General features: G+C 61.3%; 17 protein-coding genes. 5 read left to right on the forward strand and 12 right to left on the reverse strand.

Going from position 1 to position 20416, the window contains the following annotated elements; genetic code table 11:
• Positions 1 to 888 precede the first annotated feature (888 nt).
• Entirely contained in the window at positions 889 to 1464 is a 576-nt protein-coding gene (locus tag BMY98_RS08120) for an ANTAR domain-containing response regulator (protein WP_037011032.1), read from the reverse strand.
• A gap of 12 nt (positions 1465 to 1476) precedes the next feature.
• Positions 1477 to 2685: a CmpA/NrtA family ABC transporter substrate-binding protein gene (locus BMY98_RS08125; protein WP_074887164.1), complete on the reverse strand. Its 1209-nt coding sequence runs from the start codon at positions 2683 to 2685 to the stop codon at positions 1477 to 1479.
• Between the two features lie 273 nt (positions 2686 to 2958).
• On the opposite strand from BMY98_RS08125, the gene BMY98_RS08130 reads away from it, so the two are divergent.
• Positions 2959 to 3981, forward strand: a complete 1023-nt coding sequence (locus BMY98_RS08130; protein WP_074887166.1) for a quinone-dependent dihydroorotate dehydrogenase — start codon at positions 2959 to 2961, stop codon at positions 3979 to 3981.
• Positions 3982 to 4132: 151 nt separating this feature from the next.
• On the opposite strand, the gene rmf is transcribed toward BMY98_RS08130, so the two are convergent.
• Positions 4133 to 4348 carry a ribosome modulation factor gene (rmf, locus tag BMY98_RS08135; protein WP_074887169.1) on the reverse strand — a complete coding sequence of 72 codons (216 nt, stop codon included), beginning with the start codon at positions 4346 to 4348 and terminating at the stop codon, positions 4133 to 4135.
• Positions 4349 to 4918: 570 nt separating this feature from the next.
• Between rmf and rlmKL the strand changes: the two genes are divergently transcribed.
• Complete coding sequence (gene rlmKL, locus BMY98_RS08140) at positions 4919 to 7189, forward strand: bifunctional 23S rRNA (guanine(2069)-N(7))-methyltransferase RlmK/23S rRNA (guanine(2445)-N(2))-methyltransferase RlmL (protein WP_074887172.1); 2271 nt, start codon at positions 4919 to 4921, stop codon at positions 7187 to 7189.
• A gap of 101 nt (positions 7190 to 7290) precedes the next feature.
• Here the strand turns inward: rlmKL and BMY98_RS08145 are convergent, their stop codons facing one another.
• The gene (locus BMY98_RS08145) at positions 7291 to 7683 is read right to left on the reverse strand and encodes a RidA family protein (protein ID WP_074887174.1); all 393 of its coding nucleotides are present in this window, start codon (positions 7681 to 7683) and stop codon (positions 7291 to 7293) included.
• A 224-nt stretch (positions 7684 to 7907) separates the two neighbouring features.
• On the opposite strand from BMY98_RS08145, the gene BMY98_RS08150 reads away from it, so the two are divergent.
• Entirely contained in the window at positions 7908 to 9452 is a 1545-nt protein-coding gene (locus BMY98_RS08150; RefSeq protein ID WP_074887178.1) for an EAL domain-containing protein, read from the forward strand.
• Positions 9453 to 9574: 122 nt separating this feature from the next.
• Entirely contained in the window at positions 9575 to 10336 is a 762-nt protein-coding gene (locus BMY98_RS08155) for a carbon-nitrogen hydrolase family protein (protein ID WP_074887180.1), read from the forward strand.
• Positions 10337 to 10427: 91 nt separating this feature from the next.
• Here the strand turns inward: BMY98_RS08155 and BMY98_RS08160 are convergent, their stop codons facing one another.
• From BMY98_RS08160 to BMY98_RS08195, 8 genes are all read right to left on the reverse strand, one after another.
• Positions 10428 to 10694: a hypothetical protein gene (locus BMY98_RS08160; protein WP_065988488.1), complete on the reverse strand. Its 267-nt coding sequence runs from the start codon at positions 10692 to 10694 to the stop codon at positions 10428 to 10430.
• A 217-nt stretch (positions 10695 to 10911) separates the two neighbouring features.
• A complete protein-coding gene (locus BMY98_RS08165; protein WP_074887510.1) occupies positions 10912 to 11277 on the reverse strand; it encodes a cupin domain-containing protein in 366 nt (121 codons plus the stop codon).
• Between the two features lie 272 nt (positions 11278 to 11549).
• Positions 11550 to 11864: a hypothetical protein gene (locus BMY98_RS08170; protein WP_074887183.1), complete on the reverse strand. Its 315-nt coding sequence runs from the start codon at positions 11862 to 11864 to the stop codon at positions 11550 to 11552.
• Between the two features lie 200 nt (positions 11865 to 12064).
• Positions 12065 to 13495 (reverse strand): DUF2723 domain-containing protein, encoded by a 1431-nt coding sequence (locus BMY98_RS08175; RefSeq protein WP_074887186.1) that lies wholly within the window; start codon positions 13493 to 13495, stop codon positions 12065 to 12067.
• A gap of 38 nt (positions 13496 to 13533) precedes the next feature.
• Positions 13534 to 14508: a lysylphosphatidylglycerol synthase transmembrane domain-containing protein gene (locus tag BMY98_RS08180; protein WP_074887514.1), complete on the reverse strand. Its 975-nt coding sequence runs from the start codon at positions 14506 to 14508 to the stop codon at positions 13534 to 13536.
• Between the two features lie 8 nt (positions 14509 to 14516).
• The gene (locus tag BMY98_RS08185; RefSeq protein ID WP_074887512.1) at positions 14517 to 15257 is read right to left on the reverse strand and encodes an SDR family oxidoreductase; all 741 of its coding nucleotides are present in this window, start codon (positions 15255 to 15257) and stop codon (positions 14517 to 14519) included.
• A gap of 8 nt (positions 15258 to 15265) precedes the next feature.
• Entirely contained in the window at positions 15266 to 16582 is a 1317-nt protein-coding gene (locus BMY98_RS08190; RefSeq protein WP_074887188.1) for an FAD-binding oxidoreductase, read from the reverse strand.
• Positions 16579 to 18030: a UbiA family prenyltransferase gene (locus BMY98_RS08195; RefSeq protein WP_074887190.1), complete on the reverse strand. Its 1452-nt coding sequence runs from the start codon at positions 18028 to 18030 to the stop codon at positions 16579 to 16581. The genes BMY98_RS08190 and BMY98_RS08195 overlap by 4 nt, the downstream gene beginning before the upstream one ends.
• Positions 18031 to 18407: 377 nt before the next feature.
• On the opposite strand from BMY98_RS08195, the gene norR reads away from it, so the two are divergent.
• The gene (gene norR, locus BMY98_RS08205) at positions 18408 to 19958 is read left to right on the forward strand and encodes a nitric oxide reductase transcriptional regulator NorR (RefSeq protein ID WP_074887196.1); all 1551 of its coding nucleotides are present in this window, start codon (positions 18408 to 18410) and stop codon (positions 19956 to 19958) included.
• Positions 19959 to 20416 lie beyond the last annotated feature (458 nt).

Here is a 20416-nt window from a genome sequence, read left to right on the forward strand (position 1 = left end):
GCCGGCTTGCTGGCGAAGGCAGTGGGTCAGCAGCGCAGTCGTCAGCTGACACAATGGGTTCGTCCGATGCCGGCCCGCAGCAAGCCGGCTCCTGCAGTGGACTGGCTTCAAACGAGCAAATGGCGTCGGCCACTCAACCTGTAGGAGCGCGCTTGCCCGCGAAGGCAGAATGTCAGGCGATGGGTTCGTCACAGGCACACCGCGTTCGCGGGCAAGCGCGCTCCTACAGTGGATCTCGGCAAGGCACCCTACCTTCGGGATGACCAAAGCCCGCAGATGCCGGCTTGCTGGCGAAGGCAGTGGGGCAGTCGACATGTTAAGGGCTGACCGACTGTGTTCGTCCGATCCCGGCCCGCAGCAAGCCGGCTCATACAGTAGGCATGCGTCAAACGAGCAAATGGCGTCGGCCACTCAACCTGTAGGAGCGCGCTTGCCCGCGAAGGCAGAGTGTCAGGCGATGGGTTCGTCACAGGCACACCGCGTTCGCGGGCAAGCGCGCTCCTACAGTGGATCTCGGCAAGGCACCCTACCTTCGGGATGACCAAAGCCGGCAGATGCTGGCTTGCTGGCGAAGGCAGTGGGGCAGTCGACATGTTAAGGGCTGACCGACTGTGTTCGTCCGATCCCGGCCCGCAGCAAGCCGGCTCATACAGTAGGCATGCGTCAAACGAGCAAATGGCGTCGGCCACTCAACCTGTAGGAGCGCGCTTGCCCGCGAAGGCAGAGTGTCAGGCGATGGGTTCGTCACAGGCACACCGCGTTCGCGGGCAAGCGCGCTCCTACAGTGGACCTTGGTAAGTCATCCAACTTTCGGCCTACCCAAAGCCGGTCTCTACAGAGAGAGTGGGCGTAGCCATTCACGCCGACGTCGTCCGGGCCTCGATGCGCTCAACCCAACAGCTCACTCATCGCAATGATCTGCTCGGCCACCTGAATCAGTTTCTGCTGCCGGCTCATGGCCTGGCGGCGCATCAGCGTGTAGGCCTCCTCCTCGTTGCACTGCTTCATCTTCATCAACAGGCCTTTCGCCGTCTCGATGCGCTTGCGTTCGGCCAGTTGCTGATCGCGGGCGTGCAGCTGCGCGCGCAGGTCCTGATCGCTTTCGAAGCGGGCCATGGCGACGTCCAGAATAGGCTGCAGGCGTTGCGCGTGAATGCCTTCGACGATGTAGGCACTGACCCCGGACTTGATCGCCTGGCGCATCACGCCGGGGTCGTGCTCATCGGTGAACATCACGATCGGCCGTGGCAGATCGCGAGTCACCAGCACCACCTGCTCCAGCACATCCCGGCCCGGTGATTCGGTGTCGATGAGGATCACGTCCGGGCGCACGGCCTGAACCCGGGCGGGGAGGTCGATGATCAGCCCGGATTCGTCGATGACCTCGAAACCGGCTTCAGTCAGCGCCGCTTTCAGGCGACCGACCTTTTTGGGCGTGTCGTTGATCAGCAGGATTCGCAGCATGTTGGCGTCTCCTCAGCGATCAGCATGAACGAGGGCCGCATCGGCCAGCGCGTGCAGCTTGAAGCTGCGGGCGTAACGCGCCGGGTCGCTGCCGTCCCAGATCTTGCCGTCGATCAACTGGCTGCTGCGCATGGGCGAGGGCGGCACGGCAATGCCCAGTGCCTCGGCGGCCTCGCGGTACAGGCCCAGTTGCTGGACGCTGCGGGCCACGCCGAGGTAATCCGGGTCTTCGCGCAGCAAACCCCAACGGCGGAACTGGGTCATGAACCACATGCCGTCGGACAGCCAGGGCATGTTCACCTGGCCGTCACCATGGAAGCGGATGGCGTGGTGGTCGTGCCACCGGTTGCCGAGCCCGTCGTCGTACTCGCCCAGTAGCCGCGATTCGATAGCGCCGACGGGGGCATTGACGTATTCGGCGGCGCTGAGCAACTGCGCGGTACTTCGGCGGTTGTCAGCACTTTCTTCGATGAAGCGACTGGCTTCAAGCACGGCCATCACCAGCGCGCGCGCCGTGTTCGGGTACTGCCCGGCGAATTCCGCGCTGCAAGCCAACACCTTTTCCGGGTGATCCGGCCAGATGGCCTGGGACGTCGCCAGGGTGAAGCCCAGATTCTGCTGAACCGCGCTGGCACCCCACGGCTCGCCGACGCAAAAGCCGTCGATGCGCCCGGCCTGCAAGTGCTCGACCATCTGCGGCGGCGGCACCACCACGCTGTCGACGTCGCGTAACGGGTGAATGCCCTGGCTCGCGAGCCAGTAATAAAGCCACAGGGCGTGGTTGCCGGTGGGAAAGGTCTGGGCGAAGGTCAGTTTTGAGTCGCTTTGGTGCGTGCGCCGATCAAGTGCATCAGGAGTGGTCACGCCCGCCTGCTGCAGCGACCGGGACAGGTTGATGCTCTGGCCGTTCTGGTTCAGCCCCATCAGCACTGCCATGTGCTTCGCCGGCCCGGCCAGCCCTAGTTGCACGGCGTAGACCAGCCCGTAAAGGCTGTGAGCGGCATGCAGTTCGCCGCTGACCAGTTTGTCGCGCAGATTCGCCCACGAGGACTGGCGGTGCAGATTGATGTGCAGGCCATAAGGCTGGGCGAAGCCCTGGGTCGCGGCAACGATGAGCGAGGCGCTGTCGGTGAGCGCCATGAAACCGAGGTCGACGCTGGTCAGTTCCGGTGCATCGCTGCCGTTGACCCAGGCCAGTGAGGGAGTGAGCGAGTCATTCATGATTGCCATTCCGCGTGGAGGCCGACCCGTCTTTCAACGCTGCCGGTCGTCCAAAAAAAACGCCGCCTCGCCCAGGGTGAACCGGGGCGACAGCGACGTCATTGTCCTGTGTCTCGCTCCGCCGTTGGATCGAGTCGATACAGGATTTAAAGCAAGCGATATGCCAGCGGCTAGCAGGGCAGTCAGCAAAGTTCGCGACATGCCTCGCGCTTCACCCGTGGCGGCGTTTATAATCCGCCGCTGATCCCAGCCGCAATCGAGCCGCGCCCGCCCATGTATAACCTGGCCCGCCAGTTACTGTTCAAACTCTCCCCGGAAGCTTCCCACGATCTGTCCATCGACCTGATCGGAGCGGGCGGGCGTCTGGGGCTCAACGGCCTGTTCAACAAGGCGCCGATGCAGTTGCCGGTGACTGTCATGGGCCTGCGCTTTCCTAACCCGGTCGGGCTGGCGGCGGGGCTGGACAAAAACGGTGCAGCCATCGACGGCTTCTCGCAGCTGGGCTTCGGTTTCGTCGAGATCGGCACCGTCACGCCGCGCCCGCAACCGGGCAATCCGAAACCGCGCATTTTCCGTCTGCCCCACGCCGAAGCCATCATCAACCGTATGGGCTTCAACAACCTGGGTGTCGACAATCTGGTCAGCCGGGTGCAGGCCGCGCAGTACAAAGGCGTGCTGGGCATCAACATCGGCAAGAACGCCGATACGCCGGTGGAGCGCGCCGTGGATGACTACCTCATCTGCCTGGACAAGGTGTACGCCCACGCCAGTTACATCACCGTCAACGTCAGCTCGCCCAACACCCCGGGCCTGCGCAGCCTGCAATTCGGCGATTCGCTCAAGCAATTGCTTGAAGCCCTGCGCTTGCGTCAGGAAGCCTTGACCCTGATTCACGGCAAGCGCGTACCGCTGGCGATCAAGATTGCCCCGGACATGAGCGACGAAGAGACCGTACTGGTTGCCGGCGCGTTGCTGGAATCGGGCATGGACGCGGTGATCGCGACCAACACCACCCTGAGCCGTCAGGGCGTCGAAGGGTTGCCCCACGGCGACGAAGCAGGCGGCCTGTCGGGTGCGCCGGTCCGCGAGCAGAGCACGCACATTGTCAAAGTGCTGGCCGGTGAATTGGGCGGGCGCTTGCCGATCATCGCGGCCGGCGGCATTACCGAAGGCCGGCACGCAGCGGACAAGATCGCGGCAGGGGCGAGTCTGGTGCAGATTTATTCGGGCTTCATCTACAAGGGGCCGGCGTTGATTCGCCAGTCGGTGGACGCGATCGCTTCGATGTCCCGCTGATCCATCCCGCTTCATCCGGACGAAAAGAGGGGTTCCGACTGGAACCCCTCTTGGGCTTGAGCCCGCCGCCCGGGTGGGGCGTGCGTGGTAATTGTGAAGCGGTCAAGAATGTCGAAGAAGCTTTAGGTCAGGCTGTAACGTGAGGGTTGCGTCAGCCGACCGCGTGAAGTTCGTTGAGTCTATGAATGCCCGCAGTGCCGGTCATACCGTCCCAGTTGTCGCCGCGTCCTTCTCGCCAGCCGTTGATCCAGGCTTGACGCACTGACGGTAGAGTAAATGGGCAAAGCTCACGGGATTTACCGGATACGCCGTACTGGTATCCGCGCGAAAATGCTCTTTCCATCGGATCACGCTTAAGTCTTCTCATAGGGTGTTGCCCTCGTTTGTTGACTGTAATGTCCTTGGAGACCTCAGGTTGAGGTCCGGCAGAAAATCTTCTGCCGTTAGCGGCCCGCTGCCGGCGTCACGGGCTTGATGCCACCGCCGTTGCGGCGATGACCTTGGGTGATTTCTAACCAATGAAAGATGCGCTGTGAATGATCGTTTTGTCATAAGAACGTAACCATTCAGGCATTACGACCATAAGCAGCCACTCGTTTGACAAGAGTTTTTTGAGGGAACCCCTTTTAACCGGGGCTTTCCGGTGGCAGTGCAAGTGTTTCGCAGTTGAGAGTGCTGGCTGTTTGCAGTCAGCGGAAAAACGACGAAGGGTCAGCGATGTGACTTTTTATTGCAGCCGCCGTCGTGCTGAATAGTATTTTTTAACACCAAAACGTCGGCACCCATGTGCTGGCGGACCGTCGCACTCGAAATGTATCGGTGCGAAGGATAGGCACAAACTGTGTGCCGCGCAGGCGTCCTCCTTGAAAGGCGTCTGTTGGAATCGGGCCGGACAATGCGTTGTCCGGCCGCTATAGCCCAAGGCTCTGGAATACTCATGTCGGACCGTTACGAACTTTTCCTCACCTGCCCAAAAGGCCTCGAAGGCTTGCTGGCCGAGGAAGCCACAGCCCTGGGTCTCGAGGAAACCCGCGAACACACTTCCGCCATCCGCGGCACCGCCGACATGGAAACCGCCTACCGGCTGTGTCTATGGTCGCGGCTTGCCAACCGGGTGCTGCTGGTGCTCAAGCGTTTCCCGATGAAGGACGCCGAGGACCTGTACCACGGCGTGCACGACATCGAGTGGGCTGACCATCTGGAAGCGGAAGGTACGCTGGCCGTGGAGTTCAGCGGTCATGGTTCCGGCATCGACAACACCCATTTCGGCGCCTTGAAGGTCAAGGACGGCATCGTTGACCGCCTGCGCACCGCGGACGGTTTACGCCCTTCGGTGGACAAGCTCAACCCGGACCTGCGCGTGCACCTGCGTCTGGACCGCGGCGAAGCGATTCTGTCCCTGGACCTGTCCGGCCACAGCCTGCATCAGCGCGGCTACCGTCTGCAGCAAGGCGCCGCGCCGCTCAAGGAGAACCTGGCCGCCGCGATCCTGATCCGCTCGGGCTGGCCGCGCATTGCCGCTGAAGGCGGCGCGCTGGCTGACCCGATGTGTGGCGTGGGTACGTTCCTGGTCGAAGCGGCGATGATTGCTGCGGACATCGCGCCCAACCTCAAGCGCGAGCGCTGGGGTTTCTCGGCGTGGCTGGGTCACGTGCCGGCGATCTGGCGCAAGCTGCATGACGAAGCGCTGGAACGCGCCCAAGCGGGTCTGGCCAAGCCACCGCTGTGGATTCGCGGTTATGAGGCCGATCCGCGCCTGATTCAGCCAGGCCGCAACAACGTCGAACGCGCCGGCCTGAGCGAGTGGATCAAGATCTACCAGGGTGAAGTGGCGACCTTCGAGCCGCGTCCCGACCAGAACCAGACCGGTCTGGTCATCTGCAACCCGCCGTACGGCGAGCGTCTTGGCGACGAAGCCAGCCTGTTGTACCTCTATCAGAACCTCGGCGAGCGTCTGCGTCAGGCCTGTCTGAACTGGGAAGCGGCGGTGTTCACCGGTGCGCCGGATCTGGGCAAGCGCATGGGCATTCGCAGCCACAAGCAGTACGCGTTCTGGAACGGCGCACTGCCGTGCAAGCTGTTGTTGATCAAAGTGCTGCCCGACCAATTCGTTACCGGCGAGCGTCGCACCCCGGAGCAACGTCAGGCCGAGCGTGAGCAAGCCGCGTACGATCAGGCACCGGACGAGCCGCAAGAGCGTCAGTACAACAAGAATGGCAACCCGATCAAGCCAACGCCGGCCCCTGCGCCAGTCATTGAGCAACCGCGCCTGAGCGAAGGCGGACAGATGTTCGCCAATCGCCTGCAGAAAAACGTCAAGGCGCTGGGCAAGTGGGTCAAGCGTGAGGGCATCGATTGCTACCGCGTTTACGATGCGGACATGCCCGAGTACGCCATGGCCATCGACCTGTACCACGACTGGGTCCACGTTCAGGAGTACGTGGCGCCGAAGTCCATCGATCCGGAAAAGGCCTCGATCCGTATGTTCGATGCGCTGGCGGCCATTCCCCAGGCGCTCGGCATCGACAAGAGCCGCGTGGTGGTCAAGCGTCGCGAGCGGCAGAGCGGCACCAAGCAGTACGAGCGTCAGAGCGCCCAGGGCAAGTTCAACGAGGTCAACGAAGGCGGCGTGAAGCTGCTGGTTAACCTCACGGATTACCTGGACACCGGCCTGTTTCTCGATCACCGGCCGATGCGCATGCGCATCCAGCGCGAGGCGGCGGGCAAGCGGTTCCTGAACCTTTACTGCTACACCGCGACCGCCAGCGTGCACGCCGCCAAGGGCGGGGCGCGCAGCACCACCAGCGTCGACCTGTCGAAAACCTATCTGGACTGGGCGCGTCGCAACCTGTCGCTGAACGGCTTCTCGGACAAGAACCGTCTGGAGCAGAGCGACGTGATGGTGTGGCTGGAGGCCAGTCGCGAAGAGTACGACCTGATCTTCATCGACCCGCCGACCTTCTCCAACTCCAAGCGCATGGAAGGCGTGTTCGACGTGCAGCGCGATCAGGTGCAACTGATTGATCTGGCGATGGCGCGCCTGGCGCCGGGCGGCGTGCTCTATTTCTCCAACAACTTCCGCAAGTTCCAGCTCGAAGAGACGCTGGTGGAGCGTTATGCGGTAGAGGAAATCACCCAGCACACCGTAGACCCGGACTTTGCACGCAACGGCAAAATCCACCGGGCGTGGAAAATCACCGCGCGTTGAGGCGAATGGCCAGGCTGACGTGTCGGAATACCCGGCGGGTCAGCCTGCGTTGTCCGAGTCCTTTCGCTTTGCGTGTCCCGCGCAAGGCACTTCCTTCATGATCAGCGCTGCACCGCGACGCATTTGATTTCCACCAGCAGGCCAGGCTTTGCAAGATCGCTGACGCCCAGGCACGTCCACGCACAGGTGCCCCGAGGGAAGACGCTGTCCTTCACCGCCCTGAACACGGGCATATGGCGGTGCAGATCGATGTGGTAGGTGGTCAGGTCGACGACATCCTCGAAGGTACATCCTCCGGCGGCCAGCACGAGCCGCAGGTTCTCCCACGCCGCCATGAACTGCTGCTCCGGGTCTTCGATGACGGTCAGCTCGTGGTTGCGACCGACTTGCCCGGCGCAGTAGAGGGTTTTGCCGACCTTCACGGCGGGCGCGTAGCCCGCACGCTCGGCGAGTAAACGCATTTCATCGGGGACGATGAGTTGACGGTCGGTCATGGATTGGACGCCTTGGGTCGTTTAGGGAGGGCACGCTATCTCAGGTGCCGGACTTCCGTCCAGTGAGTGGCTTTTGGGTTTTCGGGCGGCGACGGGATGTACAGAGTGTTTGGGTAGGTGAAAACCTTGCGCGCCTCCTTGCTCGGTAGTCCAGGATAAATCACACTCTGAACGAGAGGTAACGAGCATCAGTAAAGGATGAGTCCACTTTTCGAGGCAAGGGAATGCGTAAATCCAGAGTCATCTTAATAGCCACCCTGTCAGGGCTGATAGGGGCTGTTTTGCCTATGATAGCGATGGCTTACATTTCTTGGGAAAGGGCCCTGGCCAAAGAAAGAACTCATTTGGCGACCTATTCCGAGCGCGCACTCAAAAACATTAGCCTGTCATTGCAACAAGGACTCAGTGTTATATCAGACATGGAGGGCTGGTCTGGAGTGCCGTGTTCTCCTGAGCATGTTTCGTTAATGCGTAAAGCGACCGTTAATACCCGTGCGGTGGAGGAAATCGACTATCTCGAACAAGGGTCTGTTGCCTGCACATCATGGGGAAGCACGTCGATACTGTCCGGTCCGACGACGTCGACTTTTACCGATGCGAGAGGCTATAAAATCAATGTTCGCCTCATCCCCAGAGACCAGGGGATCCAGCCGATTACGATCATTCATCGTGGCGCCTACACCGTCCTTATAAATGCAGGAAGGCTCAGCGACATTATTCTGAATGAGCGAATGCAGCTCGGTGTTTTTTACCAAGGCCAATTGGTGAATATGTCTCAGGGCGCGGATGAAAAGACCATCTCCCGACTCGTATCAAGTCCAGATCCCAAGAGTAAAGACTATCTCTACGCTGTTTCCACTCAAGACGACTGGTCCGCCCTTGTGGCAGAGCCCATAAAAAGCGTCGATACCAGTTTCTATAGCGAGCTGGCCTGGATGCTGCCCATAGGCCTGGGGATCGGCTTCATTGTTGTGTTGTCGGTCATCCGAGTCATGCAAAACCGACTCTCGCCGACTGCGGAGCTGCAGATCGCTATAAATCAGCGTGAGTTCACTGTTCACTACCAACCGATCATTGATCTTGAAACGCAGGAATGTTTAGGGGCCGAGGCGTTGGTCCGGTGGGTGAGACCAGACGGAACGGTTGTGGCCCCTGATCAGTTCATTCCGCTGGCTGAAGAAACAGGGCTTATTCTGCCCATAACTGACCAAGTCATCTATGGTGTCGTCAGAGACATGGCACAACTTCTGCGAGATAACCGCAACCTTCATGTGGCGATTAACATCTGTGCGGAGGATCTTAAATCCGGGCGTTTTCTTGACACGCTTGATCAGGCGTTGAAAGGCTCGATGATTGACAACAGTCAAATCTGGATAGAGGCCACTGAGCGAGGCTTCATCGATGTTGAGTCGGCCGTCACGACACTTGAAAAAGCTCGGGCGCTAGGGTTCAAGATTGCAATCGATGACTTTGGTACGGGGTATTCCAGTTTGCAATATCTTGAGCGGCTTCCTGTCAATGTGCTCAAGATAGATAAGTCTTTCGTGGACGCCATCGATAAGTCCTCAGCGTCCAGCTCGGTGGTGACGCATATTATTGCAATGGCTAAAACCCTGGGTCTGGAAATTGTGGCCGAGGGAATCGAGAGCCCCCATCAGGTCGATTACCTGCGAATGTATGACGTGGATTACGCTCAAGGCTGGTTATATTCGAAGGCATTGCCCTCCCATGATTTTCTAAACTTCGTCACTTCGAAAAACCACAGCTAGGGGATCTCGGCGATGCAACCCAGGTCGAGGCGCTGTTGCAGGGTAATGACGACGTGCCGCCACTGCAGGGCAGGTTGCTCGAAGCATTCTCAACTCCCGCGCTTTTTGAAAAATGAGCCCTTATGACAACCCTCGTGATGTGCGCTGCGCAGTACTGCTCGGTCGCCGGTGATCTCAACGTCAATATCGATCGGCATTTTCAAATCATGCGCCGCGCGGTCGAGCATGGCGTTCAGTTTCTGCTGTTCCCCGAGTTGTCCTTGACCGGCTACGAGCCGTCCCTTGCGCGCGCGCTCGCTCAGGCACCTGACGCCGAGTGTTTGCAACCGCTGCGGGAGCTCGCGGCGCAGTCAGGGATGACAACTGTGGTGGGGCTGCCACTGCGCCAACCCGGCAGCGAAACCATCCTGGTTGGCGCACTGGTGATGGCGGCCGATGGATCGCAGTCGGTCTACACCAAGCAGCATCTTCATCCGGGAGAAGAGGCGGTTTTCAGCGGGGGGGAGGGCGGTGCGCCGGTGAACATCGGGGCTGAGCGCGTTGCACTCTCGGTCTGTGCGGATTTCACCCACGCCAGCCACGCCCGGGCAGCCGCGCGTGGCGGAGCCAGTGTGTACGCCAGCAGCGTGCTGATCAGCGAAGAAGGCTATGCGCGAGATGCCGAGGTGCTGCAGGGTTACGCCGTCGAGCATTCAATGGGCGTGTTGATGGCCAACCATGGCGGACCGTCGGGAGGCTGGGCCTGCGCGGGACGCAGCGCATTTTGGTCACCCGGAGGTGAACGGGTGGTGAGCGCGACGGGTACGGGCGACTGCCTGGTGATTGCCCGTCGGCATCAAGGTATCTGGCAGGGGGAACTCGTCGAGTGGCCGACGATGTTTTGAGTCAGTTCTGCTGACGAGCCAGCGTCAGAAAATTACAAAAAGCGGGGCACCTTGGCGGTGCCCGCTACGTTGAGTTTCTACTCAACAGGGATCAATGCACCGCCCATGAACGGGGTGCCGGGGTGTGGCTGAATTTGGAGATGCCTTTGACCCAGAACCGTCGATGGGCCGTCTGGTCCGGCGGCAGCAACGGCTGGCTCGACCACTGATGATGACGTTTGGCTTCATCGCGGTACGCTTTCCACTCCATGGCCTCGGCGGTGTCCTGCGCGGCGCGTTCGTCATCGAACCAGCCCAAAACAGAAACTTCACCTTGATCGCGGCCATGCTCTACCAGCAGAAAAATGTTTGTGTACATACTTTTGCCTTTCACTGATCCGGTCCGACCCGATATCCGGGCTCTACGAATAGCGTATCGACAGCGGCAGCGGAAAATTTAGGCTTGGGTTTCTGTGCCGGCTTTTGCGGTGTGACGCCTGATGCCTTCCCGGCTAAAGCCGGTCCCACTGAGTGCGTGCGATCCCATAGTAGGACCGGCTTCAGCCGGGAAGAGGCCAGTGTGATCACCCTCAACGTCACTTCGGCAGCGGCGTGAGGATGTCGGCCTTGTGGTCCAGCAGGATGAACACCAGCAGTTTCGCAGGCTTTGTCGCGCTGGCGTTTCGCGATTCATAGTGCTTTGACCCGGCCGGCTCGTACCACGTCTGGCCCGCTGTATAGGTGATCGCCTTGCCGTCGTTGACTCTCGAAATTACCTCGCCTTCCAGCACATAAGCGATCGCACTGCCGCTGTGACTGTGGGCAATGGAGGCTTGGCCCGGTGCGTAATCAACGGTCAGTACCATGGCTTTTTTTCCTGGTGCATTGAGCATCGGGTGCTCTTCCAGAACGGTGACCTTTTCCTGCTCGGCCTCGTGTGACTGGGCGCTGCCGACGAACATCACGCCGGTGAAGGCCAGCCAGCAGAGCGGGGCGGTGATGCGTTTGAGCAGTTTCATGGGCGGATCATCCGGCAGCGATTGATGACCACTACGCTAAGCCCGCGGATATCTGGCGCACACCTCCAATTGCCGAGAAGATCAGGGGGCCAATCGCTTTGCCTCGGAAACCAGACCGCCAACGAAAAAAGGGCCGAATCATATTCGGCCCTTCATCGTATTCAGTGCTGCCTCGGCGCTAATCTCGCTCACAGGCACACGGTCAGCACAGCAATTTACTTGCTGCCGCTGGAACCGCTCGCGCCACCACCGGTGCCGCCGCCGCTGCCACCCATGCCGCTGCCGTTGGTCATGCCACCGCCGTCAGCGTCGGTACGGTTGGTGCCGTTGGTGCTGCCCATGCCTTTGGTGCCGGGGGTCGACGTGCCTGGGGAGCTGCCGTCGTTGTTCTGGCCGCTGGTGGAGGTGCTTGGCTTCGGACCGTTCTTGTCGATCGGATCAGTCGGGCCCGTGGAGCCGGCGAACGCAGAGCCAGTAGCAACAGCCATCAGGCCAGCGAGTGTCAGGGCAGTCAATTTAGTCTTGATCATGATGTGAATCCTTTTGTTGTCATGGATACCTATTGGTCAACCGGCCCATGCAAGAGGTGCATTCCACCCGACGGACGGTCATCCACGATCAAAAGGTGTCAAGGCCATTGGATTCACGATCGTGCCCAGGCTCTCCCTGGACACGCACCTCGTCGCCCTCGGCATCATTCCAGGCCAGGGCTTCTTTTTCCCTTGTCTGCCTATTTCGCGCGCAATTCGTATCCCACCGTCAACGTCTGCAGATCAAAGCGGTCCGAGATGTTGGAGCAATAACTGGTCCGCGGCAGGAAAGCGCCGGGTCCTTTCAGGTAAGACTCAATGTCTTGCGCTCCTTCGCACAGAGCAAGGGTTCGCCCCTTGAGCAGGCCGCTGGCCTGCGCCGAACGCAATGCGCCGTTGGGCGTCCAGTCAGCGACGATCAGCGCGCCTATCGGGGCCGATTGTTCGTAACTGTGCGCGAATGCCTCCGCCGAACGATCCCGCAAGTACGGCGCCATGAAGTAATGGATATCGTCACGGAAAGGCAGCGCTTCCTTGTGGGTCGGCAGCGCAACGGCGCCGTTGGCGTAAATCGCGTACACCGCCAGAATCGCCACCGGGCCGGTGAAGGGCAGGGCGTAAGCGACAACGGCGGCGTTGTGTCGCGCCAGCCACGCCTGCACCTGGATCACGCCGATAATGCTCAACAGCACCGCGCCCGGCAGGAAAAACGTAAAGCGATCGGTGACGTTGTACGACACCGCGAAGATGAAGTTCAGCACCGCCGCGCACCACAACAGTCGCAGGCGCCGGCTTTTGGGGAACAGCACCAGCGCCACCAGTTGCGGGCCGAGCAGTGACAACATCAGCAGCATCACCGAGTTCTTCTCGTGCCACATGTCGTCGAAGCGAAACAGCGAACCCTGCCAGCTTTGCTCGGTGGTGTTGTCGGGGATGCCGATCAGGTAGCGCTGACCGATATCGATCAGGCTCAGACCGTCCTGCAGTTCCTGCAAAATGCCGGGAATTGCCACCGCAAACCCCAGAACAAAACCCGGAATCGTCAACAGGACCCGCGCCCTGTGCTGCCAGACCAACTGCACGTACAGCGGGAACAGCACGATGAACGTCAGTTGGTGAATGGCGGCGGCGAGGCCGGTGAGGATGCCGATGACGAACAGCGCGGTGAGCAGGCCCAGGCGCGATTTATCGCGAAAATGCACCATGTACGCCAAGGTCACCAACAGCGTGTGCAGCAGGTAAACCTCGGCCTTGGTCGAGACCCAGAACACGCAATGGCACAAGACCGCCGCGGCAATCGCCAGCAAGGCCTGCTGCGACGTCGCGCCAACACCCTTGGCGAGACGGAAGATCGCCCAGCCCAGCGGGATCAGCAGCATCGAGTTCATGAAACTCAGCACCAGCGGCCCGACGTGAGCGAACAGCGCCGTGGTGACGAACAGGTACAACGGGTGATCCAGAGGGCCGAGGGTTTCACTGAAATAGCGGCCCTGGGAGGCGTCGGCGATGAAAATGCCGTTGTCCATCCATTGAACCGGTCCGCTGGAGGCCAGAAAGCTCCAGAGAACAGCGGCGACCGCCAGTAGCAGGGGAATGCCAAACAACGCTCGATACCGTACTGCTGCCACCATGAATTGCACTCCTGTCCTTTTATTCCGTAGAAAAAGCGTTATTGAATCGGTTGAACACGAGGCATCGTGGCCTCGCTTTTAAGTTTGATCAGCATCACCGCGCCAATGGCTACGGCGAACCACAGGGTGGCGAGACGAATCAGCACAGTGGCGGCCACGGCGTCGGCGCTGTTCATGCCTTTCCAGACCAGCAATCCGACCATTACCGCCTCCGCGCCACCGAGCCCGCCGGGCATGAAGCTCACCGCTCCGGCCAGCATCGCCAGGGCGTAGACGAATACCGCGAAGGTCAGCGGGATGTCCGCGCCCATCCATTTCAGAATCCAGTCGAATGCCAGGGCTTCGGCGCTCCAGGCGACGACGCTCAGCGCGGTCAGCCCGAGCATCAGGCGCAAGCGATGGCAGTGCTGCGCATGCACCAGCACCTGCAGCAGATGGCGCAGCAGCCCGAGCATCTGGCCGCTGCCGGTCGGCACCCTTTCGGTGATCCGCTCAAGCAGGCGACGTTGCGACAGCACCACCAGCCCGACCACCACCAGCGCCACGCCGACCACGATCATCGGCCACGCCTGGGGGTACAGCGACAGGCCGAACAGGGTCAGCAACACCACCGCAAACAGGTCCGACAGCCGCTCACTGAAGAACGCCGCGAAGCTTTGCGGGTAGGGCACGCCCCAGCGTTTGAGCAGCACCCCGCGCAACGCTTCTCCGGCCTTGCCCGGCGTGGTGGTCAGGGCAAAGCCGGCCAGATAAATAGTCAGGCTCGGCCGCCACGGCATGGGATGGCCGAGCACGTTCAGGTAGGTCTGCCAGCGCAGGAAACGCAGGCCGTAATTGACCGACGACATGAACAGCGCGATGACAATGCCGAGCAATCCCACCTCGCTCACCGCAGCGCCCACCGCCTGCCAGCCGCCCCACAGCGAAAAGCCCAGATAGCCCAACGCTGAGCCGACCACCGACAGCACCACCGCGCGGTATCGCCAGCCGGACAGGTGGGGAGGCTCGGGCACAGCTTCGCTCACAGGTTCAGCCTCTTGAACACCGGCTGCGGGATCGAACGAATGACCAGCATGATCAGCGCCCAGAAACCCGGTGCGTAAAGCGTCGGCACCTTGTTGGCGATGCCTTTGACGATGCGCTGGGCGACTTGAGCCGGTTGTGCCAGCAGGGCGGCCGGCAACGACAAGCCCTGGGTCATCGGCGTGTCGACAAAGCCCGGTTTGATGGTGGTGACGTGCACGCCGACTTTGAACAGCCGCGCCTGCAAGCCTTCGCAGTACGTCGACACTGCCGCCTTGGCGCTGCCGTACAGGTAGTTGGAGGGGCGCCCTCGGTCAGCGGCCACCGAAGAAATGATCGCCAGGCTGCCGCAGCGCTGGGTCTCGAACTGCATCGCCAGCACAGTGAGCAGGGCGATCACCGAGGTGCAGTTGTTGGCGAATTCCTTGAGCGCCATGTGCACGTCGCGTTCGCAGGCCTTCTGGTCGGGCAGCGTGCCGTGGGCGATCAGGGCGATGTCGATCTGACCCAGCGCAGTCAGGCAGCGGCCCATCATCAGCGGGTGCGCCTCAATGTCGTTGGCGTCCATCTCGTGCAGCGTGACGTGGCTCGCCCCGCGCGCCTTGAGGTCGGCGGCGGTCTGCTGGAGCTTCTCGACGTTGCGCGCCACCAGGAAAAAATCGCTGCCTTGCGTGGCCCACAAACGAGCGCAGGCACTGGCGATAGCGGACGTGGCACCGATGATCAGAACTTTCTTCACTGCAGTTTTCATAAGATCACACGGCTCCAGAAGCGGGACATCAAAGAGGGATCGCGCAGCGCTTCCAGCTGCTCCCACGCGGGGTAGGCCCGCCGGAAATCGGCGCCGCTCATGTGCGCGTCCTTGGCTGGATACAGCCGGCCGCCTGCTGAGCGGACGATGGCGTCCAGACGCGGGAACAGTACGTTCTCCAACGCCTCGCTCTGGGCAAAATCCAGCGCCAGGGAGGTGCCTTCCAGCGGAAACGACAGCAGGCCCGGCGAGGCGAGGGCGCCACAGCGCTTGAGCACGGCGAGGAAGGAACCCTGGCCGGCGTCGGCGATGGTGCGCAGCAGTTCGCCCATGGCCGCTTCGGCATTCGCCGCAGGCACCACGCACTGGTATTGCTGAAACCCGCGACGGCCATACATCCGGTTCCAGTGCAGGATCCGGTCGAGGGGATAGAAAAACGGTTCGTAAGCGCTGCGGCCTTGCCTGCGCTGGCTGGGGTGCAGGCGCCAGTACAGGTTGTTGAAGGCGCTGAGGGAGAGTTTGTTGATCAGTGAAACCGGCGGCGTCAGCGGCACGCTGAGCTTCTTGCGCTGACTCGCTTCAAGGGAGCCGTACTGTGCGTGATCACCGACGATGAACACACCGCGTCCGGTCTCCGCGCCCTTCGCCAGGCAGTCCACCCAGGCGACGCTGTATTCGTGACGTGCGTCGAGTTCGGCCGAGAGCGCAAAGAACTCGGCCAGATTGGTGAAGCGCACCGTGCTGGTGTCGATCTGGCTGGCGCGAATCGGCATCAATTGAATCTGCGCCCAGTGGATGACCCCGGTCAGGCCGAGGCCGCCGATGCTGGCGGCGAACAACTCGGGCTGCGATGCCTGCGTGCAGACCCTCTCCGGCTCGCCGTGGCGCAACAGGCCGAAGCTCAGCACATGACGGCCAAAGGTGCCGCGCACGTGATGGTTTTTGCCGTGAACGTCGTTGGCGATGGCACCGCCCAGCGTGGCGTATTGAGTCCCGGGCGTGACCGGCAAAAACCAGCCTCGGGGAATGGCCACGGCCAGCACTTCCGCCAATGTGATACCAGCCTCGGCCTTGATCACCCCGGTGGTCCAGTCGGCCTCGATCAGCCGATCCAGCGAGCGCATGTGCAGCACCTCATCGCTGGCGGCCAGGCAACTGTCGCCGTAACTGCGGCCGTTGCCGTAGGGCAGGCTGCTGCGGTGGGCGCCGATCACGCGGTCCATCTGTGCAGGCAGTTCGTCCAGCCACACGCAGCCGTGACCGCGTTGCGGACGGCGGGGGAAACGTCCCCAGGAATACAACGGCGTGCTCATGCGGCGATCCAGAACATCATCAGAAACGCGGCGCCGATCAGCTGGCTGGTGCGGTCGCGGATGGCGAACACCACCGGGTCTTCGTTCATCTGCCCGCGATGGGTCAGCATCCACACCCGCGTCACCCAGAACAGCAACAGCGGGCAGGCCAGCCAGATGATGTGCGGCGTGACGTACAGCTCGGTGGTTTTTGCGTCCTGGATGTACAGCGCCAGCACCATCACCGCGAGATAACCCGACGACGCCCCCAGCGACGCAATCATGTCCAGATCACCGGGATGGTAACCGCGGCCGCGAGCGAAGGTGTTCACCTCCCGGGCGCGGGCATCACGCAGCTCTGCGTAGCGCTTGACCATCGCCAGGCTGAGAAAAATGAACATCGAAAACGCGAGGATCCAGAACGTCAGGGGCAGGCTGAACGCTGCGACACCGGCGATGATGCGTGCGGTGTAGAGCATCGCCAGGGCGATCACGTCCCAGGCCATCATGCGTTTGAGTCTCAGCGAATAAGTCAGAGTCAGGCCGTAGTAGGCGGCCATCACCGCTGAAAATTGCCATGGCAGGAGCAACAGCGCAGCGCCGAACGCCATGGCCAGCAGCGTCGGCACCATCACCAGCCCGACCTTGATCGACAGACGCCCGCTGGCGAACGGCCGGTTGCATTTGCTCTTGTGATGGCGGTCGTCGCACAGGTCCAGCAGGTCGTTGAGGATGTAGACGCTGGAGGCGCACAGGCCGAAGCACAGGAAGGCGATGACGCCGTCGCGCATCAGATCGAACTGTGCCAGGCGATGGGACGCCAGCAGCGGCACGAAGATCAACGCGTTTTTCAGCCACTGGTGCAAGCGCAGGGCCTTGCGCCAGTCCCGCCAGCCGGGGGTGTTGCTGTGGATGGTCGGCTCGACGCGGACTTGCGCTTTTACCTGTGCTTCGATGCCGCGATCGGGATTAACCACATAGGCCAGGCGAGACACATCCCATATCGGCAAGTCATCTTTCGAGTTGCCAAGGTAATCGAATCCGCCCTCGCCGAAGTGTCCAACTAACAGGTCGCGCTTGTTGTTACCGGACAAGTTGCGATTGCTGTTGGACGCCAGCACCAGATCGAATAACTGCAGATGATCGGCGATGCGCTCGGCGAGGCTTACATGACTCGCCGTCGCCAGTACCACCATGCGCCCGGTGTCTCGTTCGCGCTGGATCATCTCGATGATTTGCGGATCGTAAGGCAGGACGGAGACGTCTATTTCCGAGTTGAGCGCCAGGCCTTCTTTCAGCGCGGCCTTGCCCTTGAACAGCCACCCCAGGATGTTCAGGATTTTCAGCGGCTGGCTGCGAATGAACGCCATGGCCGTTTCCATCAGCAGATCCGAGCGCAATAACGTGCCGTCGAGATCAACTACCAACGGAGGACAAGTTTCGAGAACTCGTCCCTGAATTCTGGCCATAGTGGGTGCTCCTGTAGGGTCACAGAACTATAAACAAAATAGAATTTTCACAACTTCAATTAAATTAAAGGACCTCGCCCGTCACGTCGACGCGGTGGCGTCAGAATTCAATGGCGAGTTCTTGAGGGCGGTTTGCAGGGCTATTTCTCATTAATGAGACAAGCACCGCCGGGGAATTGGCGACCAACTGATGACTTCTGCGAAGTGACGGTTTTAGTGCCGTGTCTGGTTTGGCGATTGCGGCTCTGTGTGGCGAAACCGTTCCCTTGAGGACGGCCAGGATCGGGTCGGCGACGGCGCTGTCGTTTCGACTTGCCTCGCAGTCATAATGACTCGCCCTCTGCATCCCCCTTCCCATGTCGTTACCGGGAGTTTTCATGACCCATCCATTGTTGCTTGCGCTGATTCCTCTGGTCGCCGACCTGTCCCGGGACCTGCCGGACGATGAACGCTATCGCCGTCTGCTGCGGTCGCTGCGCCAGCTATTCCCGTGCGACGCCGTGGCGTTGCTCAAGCTGGAGGATGAGGTGCTGGTGCCGTTGTCGGTCGAGGGACTGAGCCCGGACACACTGGGTCGGCGGTTCCGGTTGGGCGAGCACCCGCGGCTGGACATCATTCTGCAAAACCGCGAACCGACGCGATTTTCCACTGACTGCGACCTGCCCGATCCTTATGACGGGCTGGTCGAAGGCGTGCACGGCGATCTGGAAGTACACGATTGTCTTGGCTGCCCGCTGTATGTGCAGAACACGCTGTGGGGGGTGATTACCCTGGACTCCCTTGACCCGGCGCGCTTCGGCAGCGTCGAGCTGGGCAACCTTCAGGCGTTCGCCAGCCTGGCGGCGGCGACCGTGATGGCCAGCGAGCGGATCAGCCAGTTGGCCCGGGGCTTTGAGGATCAACGCCAACTGGCCGAGGTTTACAAACGCGCGGCAGGCGGACGCGGGCCTCGGGAACTGATCGGACAAAGCCCGGCGCACAAGCGCTTGCAACAGGAAATCCAGCTGGTGGGCAACAGCCCGCTGACGGTGTTGATCACCGGCGAAACCGGCGTGGGCAAGGAGCTGGTCGCCGAGGCCATTCACCTGCAGTCGCCCCGGGCGCAGAAGCCGCTGATCAGCCTCAACTGCGCCGCGCTGCCCGAACTGTTGGTGGAAAGCGAGCTGTTCGGTCACGTCAAAGGCGCGTTCTCCGGGGCGGTCAGCGGGCGCAGTGGCAAGTTCGAGCTGGCCCACGGCGGTTCATTGTTCCTCGACGAGGTGGGCGAACTGCCGCTGCCGGTGCAGTCGAAACTGCTGCGTGTGTTGCAGAGCGGGCAGTTGCAGCGTGTCGGCTCCGATCAGGAGCATCGCGTGGACGTGCGCATTATTGCCGCGACCAACCGTGATCTGGCAGAGGAAGTGCGCGCGGGACGCTTCCGCGCGGATCTTTATCACCGTTTGAGCGTTTATCCGTTGGTAGTGTCGCCATTGCGCGAGCGCGGTCGCGACGTGTTGTTGCTGGCGGGGTATTTCCTCGAGGAGAATCGGGCGCGGATGGGGCTGCGCAGTTTGCGCATGAGTCCGCAGGCGCAGGCGGTGCTGTTGGCGTATGCATGGCCGGGGAACGTGCGGGAGCTGGAGCATCTGATCAGCCGCGCGGTGCTCAAGGCGCTGCCGGTGTATGGCGAGCGGCCGCGGATTGTGACGATCGAGGCGGGAGTGCTGGGCTTTGAGGCGTCCGAGGTGCCTGTTGTGTTGCATTCGAGTGGCGCCCTGCCGCTGATTACGCCGGTCGAGGGGTTGAAGGGGGCGGTGGACGGGTTTCAGAAGCAGTTGATCGGTGAGGCGCTGGAGCGGCATCACGGGAGATGGGCGGATGTGGCGCGGGAGCTGAAGGTGGATCGGGCGAATTTGAGTCGGCTGGCCAGGCGATTGGGGATTCGGTAGGTTTTTTCAGATCAAGATCAAGATCAAGATCCTTAAGATCAAGAGCGTCTGCCTAAGGGCAGACTGTTTCGCCTTCGGCGAGTTACTTGGAAAAGCACCCCAAGTAACCAAGGGTGCTTGCTCCTGGTTGGGTTCCTCCTGCGTCGGAATACCCTCACTCCGACCACGCTCCGTGGGCCCGCGCCGAACGGACATCCATGTCCTGACGGCGCTCTCGCCGCATCCATGCGGCTCGGCCCACTGCGCAAGACCTGCGTTCAGCCTGCACCCAAGTCGCGATTGGTGGTGACTGGACTTCTTGTGTTTGAAGATCAAGATCAAAGGCAGATGCAGATGCAGACGCAGATCAAAAGCTTCCCGGCTGAAGCCGGTCCTACAGTGGGCGCCAATCCCACTGGATGCATGCGATTTCTTGGTGGGACCGGCTTTAGCCGGGAAGAGGCCAGTATGGGCAATGA

It is taken from the genome of Pseudomonas graminis (genome assembly GCF_900111735.1).
Taxonomy (GTDB): Bacteria; Pseudomonadota; Gammaproteobacteria; order Pseudomonadales; family Pseudomonadaceae; genus Aquipseudomonas; species Aquipseudomonas graminis.

What these genes read in the sequence shown, in the direction of transcription:
- BMY98_RS08120 (WP_037011032.1), bottom strand. Translation starts at nt 1,464, where the DNA reads ATGCTGCGAATCCTGCTGATCAACGACACGCCCAAAAAGGTCGGTCGC.
- BMY98_RS08125 (WP_074887164.1), bottom strand. Translation starts at nt 2,685, where the DNA reads ATGAATGACTCGCTCACTCCCTCACTGGCCTGGGTCAACGGCAGCGAT.
- BMY98_RS08130 (WP_074887166.1), top strand. Translation starts at nt 2,959, where the DNA reads ATGTATAACCTGGCCCGCCAGTTACTGTTCAAACTCTCCCCGGAAGCT.
- rmf (WP_074887169.1), bottom strand. Translation starts at nt 4,348, where the DNA reads ATGAGAAGACTTAAGCGTGATCCGATGGAAAGAGCATTTTCGCGCGGA.
- rlmKL (WP_074887172.1), top strand. Translation starts at nt 4,919, where the DNA reads ATGTCGGACCGTTACGAACTTTTCCTCACCTGCCCAAAAGGCCTCGAA.
- BMY98_RS08145 (WP_074887174.1), bottom strand. Translation starts at nt 7,683, where the DNA reads ATGACCGACCGTCAACTCATCGTCCCCGATGAAATGCGTTTACTCGCC.
- BMY98_RS08150 (WP_074887178.1), top strand. Translation starts at nt 7,908, where the DNA reads ATGCGTAAATCCAGAGTCATCTTAATAGCCACCCTGTCAGGGCTGATA.
- BMY98_RS08155 (WP_074887180.1), top strand. Translation starts at nt 9,575, where the DNA reads ATGACAACCCTCGTGATGTGCGCTGCGCAGTACTGCTCGGTCGCCGGT.
- BMY98_RS08160 (WP_065988488.1), bottom strand. Translation starts at nt 10,694, where the DNA reads ATGTACACAAACATTTTTCTGCTGGTAGAGCATGGCCGCGATCAAGGT.
- BMY98_RS08165 (WP_074887510.1), bottom strand. Translation starts at nt 11,277, where the DNA reads ATGTTCGTCGGCAGCGCCCAGTCACACGAGGCCGAGCAGGAAAAGGTC.
- BMY98_RS08170 (WP_074887183.1), bottom strand. Translation starts at nt 11,864, where the DNA reads ATGATCAAGACTAAATTGACTGCCCTGACACTCGCTGGCCTGATGGCT.
- BMY98_RS08175 (WP_074887186.1), bottom strand. Translation starts at nt 13,495, where the DNA reads ATGGTGGCAGCAGTACGGTATCGAGCGTTGTTTGGCATTCCCCTGCTA.
- BMY98_RS08190 (WP_074887188.1), bottom strand. Translation starts at nt 16,582, where the DNA reads ATGAGCACGCCGTTGTATTCCTGGGGACGTTTCCCCCGCCGTCCGCAA.
- BMY98_RS08195 (WP_074887190.1), bottom strand. Translation starts at nt 18,030, where the DNA reads ATGGCCAGAATTCAGGGACGAGTTCTCGAAACTTGTCCTCCGTTGGTA.
- norR (WP_074887196.1), top strand. Translation starts at nt 18,408, where the DNA reads ATGACCCATCCATTGTTGCTTGCGCTGATTCCTCTGGTCGCCGACCTG.